At 62.9% G+C, this 11,664-nt stretch carries 13 protein-coding genes; 3 read left to right on the forward strand and 10 right to left on the reverse strand.

Annotation, left to right across the window (positions count from 1 at the left end; all coding sequences use genetic code 11):
• Positions 1 to 9: 9 nt before the first annotated feature.
• The 3 genes from ntrC to dusB are packed head-to-tail and all read right to left on the reverse strand — an operon-like array spanning position 10 to position 3,622.
• The gene (gene ntrC / locus MOV63_RS23370; RefSeq protein WP_038542662.1) at positions 10 to 1,461 is read right to left on the reverse strand and encodes a nitrogen regulation protein NR(I); all 1,452 of its coding nucleotides are present in this window, start codon (positions 1,459 to 1,461) and stop codon (positions 10 to 12) included.
• Positions 1,458 to 2,606, reverse strand: a complete 1,149-nt coding sequence (locus tag MOV63_RS23375; protein WP_247037327.1) for a nitrogen regulation protein NR(II) — start codon at positions 2,604 to 2,606, stop codon at positions 1,458 to 1,460. The genes ntrC and MOV63_RS23375 overlap by 4 nt, the downstream gene beginning before the upstream one ends.
• The gene (gene dusB, locus MOV63_RS23380) at positions 2,603 to 3,622 is read right to left on the reverse strand and encodes a tRNA dihydrouridine synthase DusB (protein ID WP_247037341.1); all 1,020 of its coding nucleotides are present in this window, start codon (positions 3,620 to 3,622) and stop codon (positions 2,603 to 2,605) included. Before dusB ends, MOV63_RS23375 begins: the two co-directional genes overlap by 4 nt.
• Positions 3,623 to 3,780: 158 nt before the next feature.
• Here dusB and MOV63_RS23385 point away from each other — a divergent pair, with 158 nt between their 5' ends.
• A complete protein-coding gene (locus MOV63_RS23385; RefSeq protein ID WP_247037343.1) occupies positions 3,781 to 5,001 on the forward strand; it encodes a bifunctional 2-C-methyl-D-erythritol 4-phosphate cytidylyltransferase/2-C-methyl-D-erythritol 2,4-cyclodiphosphate synthase in 1,221 nt (406 codons plus the stop codon).
• Positions 4,998 to 5,501 carry a CinA family protein gene (locus MOV63_RS23390; protein WP_247037345.1) on the forward strand — a complete coding sequence of 168 codons (504 nt, stop codon included), beginning with the start codon at positions 4,998 to 5,000 and terminating at the stop codon, positions 5,499 to 5,501. The genes MOV63_RS23385 and MOV63_RS23390 overlap by 4 nt, the downstream gene beginning before the upstream one ends.
• On the opposite strand, the gene MOV63_RS23395 is transcribed toward MOV63_RS23390, so the two are convergent.
• Positions 5,492 to 5,959, reverse strand: a complete 468-nt coding sequence (locus MOV63_RS23395; RefSeq protein WP_247037347.1) for a type II toxin-antitoxin system RatA family toxin — start codon at positions 5,957 to 5,959, stop codon at positions 5,492 to 5,494. The genes MOV63_RS23390 and MOV63_RS23395 overlap by 10 nt on opposite strands.
• Positions 5,960 to 5,968: 9 nt before the next feature.
• On the reverse strand, positions 5,969 to 6,559 hold the full coding sequence (locus MOV63_RS23400) for an AAA family ATPase (RefSeq protein WP_405029373.1): 591 nt from the start codon (positions 6,557 to 6,559) through the stop codon (positions 5,969 to 5,971).
• 302 nt (positions 6,560 to 6,861) lie between these two features.
• Here MOV63_RS23400 and MOV63_RS23405 point away from each other — a divergent pair, with 302 nt between their 5' ends.
• The gene (locus MOV63_RS23405; RefSeq protein WP_007758868.1) at positions 6,862 to 7,047 is read left to right on the forward strand and encodes a hypothetical protein; all 186 of its coding nucleotides are present in this window, start codon (positions 6,862 to 6,864) and stop codon (positions 7,045 to 7,047) included.
• Between the two features lie 22 nt (positions 7,048 to 7,069).
• Here the strand turns inward: MOV63_RS23405 and lipA are convergent, their stop codons facing one another.
• From lipA to MOV63_RS23430, 5 genes are all read right to left on the reverse strand, one after another.
• Complete coding sequence (lipA, locus tag MOV63_RS23410; RefSeq protein WP_038542647.1) at positions 7,070 to 8,044, reverse strand: lipoyl synthase; 975 nt, start codon at positions 8,042 to 8,044, stop codon at positions 7,070 to 7,072.
• Positions 8,045 to 8,081: 37 nt separating this feature from the next.
• On the reverse strand, positions 8,082 to 8,327 hold the full coding sequence (locus MOV63_RS23415) for a GlsB/YeaQ/YmgE family stress response membrane protein (RefSeq protein ID WP_038542645.1): 246 nt from the start codon (positions 8,325 to 8,327) through the stop codon (positions 8,082 to 8,084).
• Positions 8,328 to 8,401: 74 nt separating this feature from the next.
• A complete protein-coding gene (gene lpdA / locus MOV63_RS23420) occupies positions 8,402 to 9,847 on the reverse strand; it encodes a dihydrolipoyl dehydrogenase (RefSeq protein ID WP_038542643.1) in 1,446 nt (481 codons plus the stop codon).
• 61 nt (positions 9,848 to 9,908) lie between these two features.
• Positions 9,909 to 10,547: an SGNH/GDSL hydrolase family protein gene (locus MOV63_RS23425; protein ID WP_038542641.1), complete on the reverse strand. Its 639-nt coding sequence runs from the start codon at positions 10,545 to 10,547 to the stop codon at positions 9,909 to 9,911.
• Positions 10,548 to 10,610: 63 nt separating this feature from the next.
• Positions 10,611 to 11,664 (reverse strand): 2-oxo acid dehydrogenase subunit E2 (locus MOV63_RS23430; RefSeq protein WP_247037349.1); only part of this gene is annotated, 1,054 nt, incomplete at its 5' end.

Consider the following 11,664-nt stretch of genomic DNA (forward strand, 5'->3'; position numbering starts at 1 on the left):
ACTAACGCATCAGGCGCCACGAGAGCTGCGATAGACTGAGACACCCAGTTCCCGGATCTTCTTTCGCAGGGTGTTGCGATTGAGGCCGAGGAGATCGGCCGCCTTGATCTGGTTGCCGCGGGTGGCCGTCAGTGCCGCCAGGATCAGCGGATACTCCAGCTCCGTCAGGACGCGATCGTAGAGGCCTGGCGGCGGCAGGTTGTCGCCGAAGCTCGCGAAATAGGTGCGCATGTTTTCTTCGACGGCTTGCGCGATGGTGAGCGAACCGTTGCGCGTGCCCATTTTATCGATCGGGCTGTCGGGAACATCCGAGCGCAGCTCCGATTCGATGATCTCGCGGCTCATGACCTCCTGCGGATATAGCGCCATCAGGCGGCGGACCAGGTTTTCCAGCTCTCGCACGTTGCCCGGCCAGGCATAGGCCTTCATGAGATCCAGCGCCTCGGTGTCGAAACGCTTGCCGTCGAGCCCCTCCTTTTCGGCCATCTGCATGAAATGGCGAACGAGATCGGGAATGTCCTCGGCGCGGTCGCGCAAGGGAGGCAGACGCAGCGGCACGACGTTCAAGCGGTAATAAAGGTCCTCGCGGAACAGGCCCTGGTTGATGAGGTGCTTCAGGTCCTTGTTGGTCGCCGCGACGATGCGCACGTCGGTACGGATCGGCGTGCGACCGCCGACGGTGGTGTATTCGCCCTGTTGCAGGACGCGCAAAAGACGCGTCTGGGCGTCCATCGGCATGTCGCCGATCTCGTCGAGGAAAAGCGTACCGCCCTCGGCCTGCTCGAAGCGGCCGGTGGAGCGGTTCTGGGCGCCGGTAAAGGCGCCTTTCTCATGCCCGAAGAGTTCCGATTCGATCAGGTCGCGCGGAATGGCGGCCATGTTGATCGCCACGAACGGACCGTTGCGGCGCTTGCCGTAATCGTGGAGCGCGCGGGCGACGAGTTCCTTGCCGGTGCCGGACTCGCCGGTGATCATCAGCGTCAGGTCGGTCTGCATCAGCCGCGCGAGGACGCGGTAGATTTCCTGCATGGCGGCGGAGCGGCCGACCAACGGCATGCCGTCCTGCATGTCGTCGTCGAGGCGGGCGGGCTTGCGCTTCGGTTCTGCAAGTGCCCGGCCGATGATGGCGATCAGCTCGGTCAGGTCGAACGGTTTCGGCAGGTAATCGTAGGCGCCCTTTTCGGAGGCCTTGATGGCGGTCATGAAGGTGTTCTGGGCACTCATGACCAGCACCGGCAGATCGGGCCGCGCCTTCTTGATGCGTGGCAGCAGGTCGAAGGCGTTCTCGTCGGGCATGATCACGTCGGTGACGACGAGATCGCCCTCGCCGGCCGAGATCCAGCGCCACAAGGTGGCGGCATTGGAGGTGATGCGCACTTCGTAGCCCGCCCTGGTCAAGGCCTGGTTCAGAACGGTGCGGATGGCCGCGTCGTCGTCGGCGACAAGGATCGTGGCAGTCATTTTACGTTTCCTGTGGAGTTCAAGGCGCGGCCGTCGGTGGCCTCTTCCTTGTGCATGGGCATCAGAACACGGAATATCGTCCGGCGAGCCTGGCTGTCGCATTCAACGATGCCGCCATGGCCACCGATGATCTTGGCGACCAGGGCCAAGCCCAGGCCGGAGCCGTTCGTCTTGGTGGTGATGAAGGGATCGAAGAGATGCGGCACGAGATCGGTCGGAACGCCGGGTCCGTTGTCGATGACGCAGAATTCGAGCGGCAGGGAAATCTTGTCCCGCGTGCCGGCGACCGAGAGCTTGATGCCCGGGCGATAGGCGGTCGTCAGCATGATTTCGCCGTCCGGCTGGTCACCGACGGCTTCGGCCGCGTTCTTGATGAGGTTGAGGAAAACCTGCACCAGCTGGTCGCGGTTGGCAAAGACCGGCGGCAGCGACGGATCGTACATTTCGGAAATCTTGATCTTGCGGGCAAAGCCGGCCTTGGCGACCGCCTTCACGTGATCGAGCACCGAATGAATGTTGAGGGCTATGCGATCGACCGGACGTTCGTCGGAGAAGACTTCCATGCGATCGACCAGCGAGACGATCCGATCGGTCTCGTCGCAGATCAACTGGGTCAGCGCCCGATCGTCGTCGGGAACCACGCTTTCCAGAAGCTGGGCGGCGCCGCGGATGCCCGACAGCGGGTTCTTGATCTCATGCGCCAGCATCGAGGCCAAACCCGTCACCGAGCGGGCGGCGGCGCGATGGGTGAGCTGGCGGTCGATCTTGTCCGCCATGGAACGCTCCTGGAAGACCACGACGACCGAGCCCGGCTCGCTGACGACAGGCGCGACATAGAGGTCGACCAGCTTGTCCTGGCCGAGGCGGGGCGACGACAGATCGACGCGGTACTCGTTGACCGGCGCTTTACGTTCGCGCACCTGGTCGATCAGGGCGAGCAGCGGGCTGCCGAAGGGGATGAAGGTGGAGATCCTGTTCTTGGCGAGATGTGCGGCGCTGGCGCCGAAGAAGGCCTCCGCCTCCCAGTTTGCGAACGCGACCTTGCCCGCCGCATCGACCAGGATCACCGGGTTCTGCACCGAATTGAGGACCGCCATGGCGAGCGCGTTGCCAATCGTGGCATCCTGCGCCTGGGACTTGCTCATGCGGCCTCCTTCTGGGCGGCGACGGATTGACCGCCGAGCGCTGCTGTCATCCGGCGCGAGACATCGGCCGGGTCTTTCGAAATCATGATGGCGGCCTTTTCTGTGGCGGGCAGGTCTGCCGCATAGCGGTCGAGATACCAGCCGAGCTGTTTTCGCGCATGCCGGAGGCCGGCCTCGCGGCCGTAAAGTTCCAGCATCGCCTGGTAATGTTCGACGACCAGGCCGGCGATCTCAGCCTGCGACGGCGCGGCATGACCGGCGAGCAAGCCGACATGCCAGGGCCGCCCCTGCGCGCCGCGGCCGACCATGACAGCGTCGGCGCCTGAGCGCGCCAGGATAGCTTGAGCGTCCTCGGGCGATTCGACGTCGCCATTGGCGATCAGCGGAATGGAGATCGCGTCGCGCACCGCGCGGATCGCATCCCAATCCGCCCTGCCCTCGTAGAACTGCATGCGGGTGCGGCCGTGGATGGTCACCAGCCGGACGCCGGCCTGTTCGGCACGGCGGGCGATCTCCGGCGCGTTGATGGAATTTTCGTCCCAGCCGAGCCGCATCTTCAGGGTCACGGGCACGCTGACGGCGTTGACCGTCGCCTCGATCATGGACAGGGCGTGGTCCGGATCGCGCATCAGCGCCGAGCCGGAATAACCGCCCGTCACCTTCTTGGCCGGACACCCCATGTTGATGTCGATGATATCGGCGCCGTTATCGGCAGCGATTTTCGCGGCTTCCGCCATCGGCTTCGCTTCGCGGCCGGCGAGCTGGACCATATGCGGCGAGATGCCAGCACCCTTCAGCCGCGCCCATGATTCGCCGCGGTTCAGAATGAGCTCACCGCTGGCAACCATTTCCGTCACCACGAGCCCGGCGCCATAACGCCAGGCAAGCTGCCTGAACGGCAGATCGGTGACGCCGGACATCGGCGCCAGGACGACGCGATTGCGAATGGCGACAGGCCCGATCTGAAAAGGCTTAGCAAGATCTTGGAAACTCAAATGATGATCTTTCGGGCACATGAGATAGTTGCACTATTTTTATTCATGTCTCGGGCGTTTGCCAAGAGCAATTCCGGAACTGCGTTATTTTTGAGCGGCATGCTGGAATTCAGGCTTTTGGTCCTATAGTTCTGCGCCTGTCAATCCAAAACGAGTTACGGGTCGAGGACGACAAAGCCATGACAATCGGTTCCATGACAATCGGTATCGTCATCGTCGCCGCAGGCCGCGGGGAACGAGCAGGCTCTCTGCAGGACGGTCCCAAGCAGTACCGGCGGATCGGCGACAGACCGGTCATTGCCCATACGCTCGAACGATTTCTGACGTGGCGTCGAAGCGGCCCGATCGTGGTCGTCATCCACCCGGACGACGAGGCGTTGTTTGCGGCGGCAACGGCCGACGTCCAGGGGGCGGCAGGGGTGATCACCACGTTCGGCGGCGAAACCCGGCAGCGCTCGGTCTATGAGGGCCTGCGCGCCCTCTCCGGCACCGATGCCACCCATGTGATGATCCACGATGCGGCGCGTCCCTTCGTCGATCACGGCGTGCTCGAGCGGGTGGCGCAGGCGCTCGACGAGGGGCAGGACGGCGTGCTGCCGGCCATTCCCGTCAGCGATACGCTGAAGCGCAGCGGTTCCGACGGGCTGGTGCACGAGACCGTGCCGCGCTCCGGCCTCTACGCCGCGCAGACGCCGCAGAGTTTTCTTCTCTCCGAAATCCGCACCGCCCACGAGAAAGCGGCAGCACGGCGCCGCGAGGATTTCACCGACGACGCCTCGATCGCCGAATGGGCCGGCCTGCCGGTGACCCTGGTCGAAGGATCGGTCGACAATATCAAACTCACCGTGAAGCGGGATATCGCCATGGCCGACGAAAAACTCTCGCAGAGCCTGTCCTCGGCCACCCTCCCCGATGTCCGCACCGGCAACGGCTACGACGTGCACCAGCTGGAACCCGGCGACGGCGTGACGCTCTGCGGCGTGTTCATTCCCCACGACCAGAAGCTCAGCGGCCATTCGGATGCAGATGTCGCATTGCATGCGCTGACCGATGCGCTGCTCGCCACCTGCGGCGCCGGCGATATCGGCGACCATTTTCCTCCGTCCGACATGCAGTGGCGCGGTGCGCCGTCGAAGATCTTCCTCGACCATGCGGCAAAGATCGTCCGCGAGCGTGGCGGCACGATCATGAACGCCGATATCTCGCTGATCGCCGAAGCGCCGAAGATCGCCCCACACCGCCAGGCGATGCGCGAAACCCTCTGCGAGATCCTCGGCATTTCGCTCGACCGTTGCTCGGTCAAAGCGACCACCAACGAGAAGATCGGCTTCATCGGTCGCCGCGAAGGCATCGCCGCGATCGCCACGGCGACCGTGGTCTATCGCGGAGATGCTGCGTGAGCCTGTTTCCTGCCGATATCGAGGATCAGGCCAGGCGGATCATCATGGATTTCAGCGCGCGCGGAAAAATGGTCGCGACCGCCGAATCCTGCACGGGCGGGCTGATCGCCGGGGCGCTGACGGAGATTTCCGGCTCGTCCGCCGTCGTCGACCGCGGTTTCGTCACCTATACGAACCAGGCGAAGATGGACATGCTCGGGGTGACAGACGCCGCGCTCGCGACGCATGGCGCGGTGTCGGAGGAAACCGCGCTGCAGATGGTGCATGGTGCGCTGTATCGCTCAAAGGCCGCCGTGGCGGTTGCGGTGACCGGCATAGCGGGACCCGGCGGCGGATCGGCGGAAAAACCCGTCGGGCTGGTGCATCTGGCGGCGAAAAGCCGTTCGGGCAAAGTCCAGCATCGGGAAATGCGCTACGGCGATATCGGCCGCACCGAGGTCAGGCTGGCGACCGTCAGAACCGCGCTGGAAATGCTGGCCGAGGTGGCCGCTCAGGCGTAGATCTTGTCGGCCCGCTTTTCGAAGGCTTCGGCGAACATGCGGAAGGCGCGGTCGAACATCGAGCCCATCAGGGCGCCGAGGATCATGCTCTTGAACTCGTAATCGATGTAGAAATGCACGACGCACCCCTCTGGGCCTGCATTCGGCGAGCCGGCTGCCGCCGGCTCGAAGCTCCAGCGGTTGTCGAGATACTTGAACGGTCCCTCGATATATTTCACATCGATGATCCGCTCGGCCGGATTGAGCAGGACCTGGGTGGTGAAGGTCTCGCGGATCGCCTTGTAGCCGACGGTCATGTCGGCCACGAGCAGCGTCTTGCCGTCACGCTCCTTGGAGGAGCGCACGGTGAGCGCTTCGCAGAGCGGCAGGAATTGCGGATATTTTTCGACATCAGCTACGAGCGCGTACATCTTTTCGGCGCTGTGCTTCACGGGACGGCGGATTTCGAACTTTGGCATGATCCCGAGTTAAGCGCCCGCTCCGATAAGATCAAGAAGATCGCGCATTTCGCGACGGGATTTCAACACCAGAACCGGCTTGCCGGCCGCGTGTGCCGTCAATCCGGCAGCCACGCGCGGGCCATAGACCTTCTCCCAGGTCCAGACGAAGCGGAAGAAATCGAGATCGATCTTCTCCGGACAACCGGGCGCCATTTCCGGACGGGTGCCTCCCCTGTTCATGATCCAGCGGCTGAGAATTCCCCAGACGCATAGCCAGCGCGGCATGCGCACCCAGATGACCAGATCGCTGCGCGGCACGCGAATGTCGAACGTGGAGGTATTGGTGCCATCCATGATCCAGCGTTCGCCGGCGGCCAGCTCGACGATGAGGCGGTGCTGTTCGGGCTTGTCCCGCTGCACCCAGCCCGGCAACCAGAGCACATCGCGGTCGATCGAGATGTAGTTGAGCTCGAAACGACGGGCGACCTTCTGGGCCAGCGTCGATTTGCCACCGCCGGAACAGCCGATGACCAGAATTCTGTCGGCATTGGAGACCTTGTCTGCTGCTTCGGCAATTCCCACGTAACGGATCGCATTCACGCCAGATTCCATATCCATGATGATCTCCCGTGAATCAGGCTCGCTGCATCGTGACTGGCGGTAGACGCCGATGATGACAGGAGGATTTCAATGTCGGGCAGACGGCGCTATAGAGGTCGCCGAATGCGATTGTGACGGAGCTTTGACACGGATGTCAGAGTGACGGGTTCAACCATCGGTCATTTGTCGATGTCAGATGGCATTCAGATTGATAAGATGTAATGTAGGATTCATCCGGTTGTAGTGATCCAGAGTCGCAAGCCAGCGTACAATGGCATAATCAACCGATAGCAGACCGGGCGCACCCGAAAGAAGCATCCATGGACGATTTCTCGCAGATGATAAAGCTGCTCGAATCCGCAAAGCAGCTTGCAGACATGAACCAGCTTCCCATGCTGGTCTATCTTATTGAAATGGCGAAGAGCGAAGCACGCGGACATCGTTTCACGCTGCGCGAACGCCGACGCGGCCAGGACAAGCACGAAAAGGTTCAGGCAGCCGAATAAGGCTTACGACCGGCTCGCCGCCCTACTCGGCGGCGGCCAGGACTTTCCTCTCGCGTGCAGCCCTGAGGCGAGCGAAATCATCCCCGGCGTGATGCGAAGACCGGGTCAGCGGGCTCGAAGACACCATCAGGAAACCCTTGGCATAGGCCACCGTCTCGTAGGACTTGAACTCCTCGGGCGTGACGAAGCTTTCTACCTTGTGGTGCTTGCGGGTCGGCTGCAGATACTGGCCGATCGTCAGGAAATCGACGTCGGCCGTGCGCAGGTCGTCCATCAGCTGCAGCACTTCGTTGCGCTCCTCGCCGAGCCCCACCATGATGCCCGACTTGGTGAACATGGTCGGATCCAGCTCCTTCACCCGCTGCAGCAGCCGGACGGAGTGGAAATAACGGGCTCCGGGGCGCACCGTCAGATAGTTGCCCGGCACGGTTTCCATATTGTGGTTGAACACATCCGGCTTGGCGGCGACGACACGCTCCAGCGCACCGGGCTTCTTCAGGAAGTCTGGCGTCAGGATCTCGATCGTCGTTGCCGGCGACGCAGCACGGATCGCCCAGATCACCTTCTCGAAATGCTCGGCGCCGCCGTCGGCCAGGTCATCGCGGTCGACGGAGGTGATGACCACGTGGGACAGGCCCATCTGCTTGACGGCCTTGGCGACGTTTTCGGGCTCTTCCATATCCAGCGCGTTCGGCTTGCCGGTCGCGACATTGCAGAAGGCGCAGGCGCGGGTGCAGATCTCGCCCATGATCATGAAGGTGGCGTGCTTCTTGTCCCAGCACTCGCCGATATTGGGGCAGCCCGCTTCCTCGCAGACCGTCACCAGCTTGTTTTCCTTCACGATCGCGCGGGTTTCTTGGTAGCCCTTGGAGACCGGCGCCCGGACGCGGATCCATTCGGGCTTGCGCATGACTTCCTGGTCCGGTCGGTGGGCCTTTTCCGGATGACGGACGCGCTTTTCATCGCCGGATGCGATCGTGTCGAGGATGGTGACCATAAGAACCTGCTTTCAACCGCCTGTATCGCGGGGTTCGTCAGCGCCTGACGAGTTTGGCAAGAAATAGCAAAATGCAGGAGCCGATGAAACCTGCAACCAGGTAACCCAGCCATCCGTCTGCAACATGGATGTTGAACCTGTTGAAGATGCCGTTGGCCAGCACCGCGCCGACAATGCCGATGACGATGTTCATGAAAATGCCGAAACGGACGTCCATCAGCTTGCCGGCGAGCCAACCCGCCAGGCCGCCGATGATGATCGCCGCAATCCAACCTACCTGCATGCTACGCTCCCGTTCCAGAGACACTCATATGGGCGGCGCCCGGCCGTGGAACAATCCCCGGCAGGGCGATCTCGTCAGGCATTCAGCGCCCGGCCGTAGGCGTCGAGCACGCTTTCCTTCATCGTCTCGGAAATGGTCGGATGCGGGAAGATGGTGTGCATCAGTTCCTCTTCCGTCGTCTCCAGGTTCATGGCGACGACGAAGCCCTGGATCAGTTCGGTGACTTCGGCACCGACCATGTGGGCGCCGATCAGTTCGCCGGTCTTTTTGTCGAAGATGGTCTTGACGAGGCCCTGGTCCTCGCCGAGCGCGATCGCCTTGCCGTTGGCGACGAACGGGAAGCGGCCGACGCGGATGTCGCGGCCTTCGGCCTTGGCCTTGGCTTCGGTCAGGCCGACGGAGGCGACCTGCGGGTTGCAGTAGGTGCAGCCGGGAATCTTCAACTTGTCCATCGGATGGACGTTCGGCAGGCCGGCGATCTTTTCGACGCAGATGACCGCTTCGTGCTCGGCCTTGTGGGCGAGCAGCGGCGGACCGGCGACGTCGCCGATCGCATAGAGGCCGGGCACGTTGGTCTTGCCGTAACCGTCGATGACGATGAAGCCGCGGTCGGTCTTCACGCCGACGGCCTCAAGGCCGATGCCTTCGATATTGGCCTGGACGCCGACGGCCGAGATCATCCGGTCGGCAGTGATCTCTTGAGTCTTGCCGTCCTTGAGCTCGATCGTCGCGGTGACCGAGTTGGCGCCCTTCACGACCTTGGCAACCTTGGCTTCGAGCAGGATCTTCATGCCCTGGCGCTCGAACTGCTTCTTGGCAAGAGCCGAGATGTCCGCGTCCTCGACGGGCATGACCTGGCTCATGATCTCGACGACGGTGACCTCGACGCCCATGGTGCGATAGAAGCTGGCGAATTCGATGCCGATGGCGCCCGAGCCCATGACCAGCAGCGACTTCGGCATCTCTTCCGGCTTCATCGCCTCGAAATAGGTCCAGATCAGCTTGCCGTCCGGCTCGATGCCCGGCAGCGCGCGCGGGCGGGCGCCTGTCGCGATGATGATGTGCTTGGCGGTATAGGTGCCCTCGCCGAGCGTGTTCTTCGGGATCGGACCGATCGGCTCGACCGGCTTCTTGGTGGTCTTGGAGACGACGATCTCGCCGGGTTTCGAAAGCTTCGCCTCACCCCAGATGATGTCGACCTTGTTCTTCTTGAACAGGAAGCCGACGCCGTTGTTCATGCGGTGGGCGATGCCGCGCGAGCGGTCGACGATCGCCTTGACGTCCGGCTTGATCGTGCCTTCCAGCGTCAGCCCGTAGTCCTTGGCGTGGGTCGCGGTGTGCATCACGTCGGCCGAGCGCAGCAGCGCCTTGGTCGGAATGCAGCCCCAGTTGGAGCAGATGCCCGCGAGATGCTCGCGTTCGACGACGGCGACCTTCAGCCCGAGCTGGGATGCCCGGATGGCGGCGATATAACCGCCGGGACCGGAACCGATAACGATGACGTCGTAGGATTGAGCCATTGCTTTCCTGCCTTCTCATTGGGGAGCCAGCTCCAGGCGGCCCGCCTCGGGAAATCTTCTTCTAGAGACCCAGCATCATCCGGACGATCGGCTCAAGGCCGCGTCCGATCGCGCGGGTATTTTCTGCATCGAGATGCACGCCGTCGATCGGCGTCGTTTTCGCCACCGATCCCGCATCGAAGAAACCGCAGCCTAGTTCGTCCGCGAGGTCCCGATAGAGCGATGCGAGCATCGAAGACTGCTCGATGCCTCCCCGAAACAGCGCTCCGGTCATTGGGTTTGCGGTGTCGCAGAGCGTCGGCGGCGACACGATGAGGATTTCCGGCGTGTCGCATTCCCGGCCCCAGTCGTGGAAGCGCACGAGGCTGACCAGCTTCTTCACGCCTTGGCGCGCGCCCATGGCCGTGCCGTGGATGATCGGCTTCAGGTCGTTGGTGCCGAGCATGATGATCACCAGCTCGAGCGGACCATGGCTATGAAGGACGGTCGGCAGCAGCCGCGCACCGTTGCGATCGCAATCGGCAAGCCCGTCGTCATAGGCGGTGGTACGGCCGCCAAGACCCTCAGCCACCACATTGACCGCGGGACCGAGCGCTGCCTGCAGCACGCTCGGCCAGCGATCTTCGAAGGCATGGCGGCCGCCGGTTGCGACATCCGTACCCCAGGTCAATGAATCACCATAGCAGAGAACGGTTTTCATGGACGCACCTCCGATACCCCTCCCTTGCGGACACCCTCCCCGCAAGGGGAGGGAAATACCGGACTACACCAGCATCGCCATCGGGTTTTCGATGTAGCGCTTGAAGGCGGACGCGAGTTCCGCACCGAGCGCGCCGTCGATGACGCGGTGGTCGAAGGCGAAGGTTGCGGTCATCACCGTGCCCACCTTGATCTCGCCGTTCTTCACGATCGGCTTCTCGACGCCTGCGCCGATCGAGACGATCGAGGCCTGCGGCAGGTTGACGATCGAGGTGAAATTGGAGACGCCGAACATGCCGAGGTTGGACACGGATGTCGTGCCGCCCTGGTATTCTTCCGGCTTCAGCTTCTTGTCGCGGGCGCGTCTCGCAAGATCCTTCACCTCGTTGGAGATGACGGACAGCGTCTTCGTTTCGGCCTTGCGGACGATCGGGGTGATCAGCCCGTCCGGGATGGATACGGCCACGCCGACGTCGGCATGCTTGTGCAGCACGCGGGCCGTCGAGGTCCAGGAAGCATTGGCCATTGGGACATCGCGCAGAGCGAGCGCCATCGCCTTGATGATGAAGTCGTTGACCGACAGCTTGAAGGCGGGAACCTCGCCCTTGTCCGTCTTCTTCATCGGCGAAGACTTGTTGATCTCGGCACGCAGTTTCATCAGCGCATCGAGCTCGCAATCCATCGAGACGAAGTAGGAGGGAACCGTCTGGCTCGACTCGGTGAGGCGCGAGGCGATCGTCTTGCGCATGCCGTCATGCGGCAGAAGCTCGTACGAACCCTCGGGGAAAAGCTTCAGGACGGTATCGTCCGCCGGGCCCTTGGCCATGGCCGGAGCCGGTGCGCCGGCAGTCTGCTGAGCTGCAGCCGGAGCAGCCTTTGCGCCGCCGGAGGCAACTGCCTTTTCGATATCGGCCTTGACGACACGGCCGTGCGGGCCGGAGCCGGAAACGGCCGAAAGATCGAGGCCGGCTTCCTTTGCGAGGCGACGGGCGAGTGGAGACGAGAAGGTCTTTGCGCCGGACGACGATGCCGGGGCAGCAGCCGGAGCCGGTGTCGCGACAGCAGGCGCCGGTTCGGACGCCTTTTGAGCCGGAGCGGCTTCCGCCTTCGGAGCGGGT

This window comes from Neorhizobium sp. SHOUNA12A (assembly GCF_023006505.1).
In the GTDB taxonomy this organism is placed as follows: domain Bacteria; phylum Pseudomonadota; class Alphaproteobacteria; order Rhizobiales; family Rhizobiaceae; genus Neorhizobium.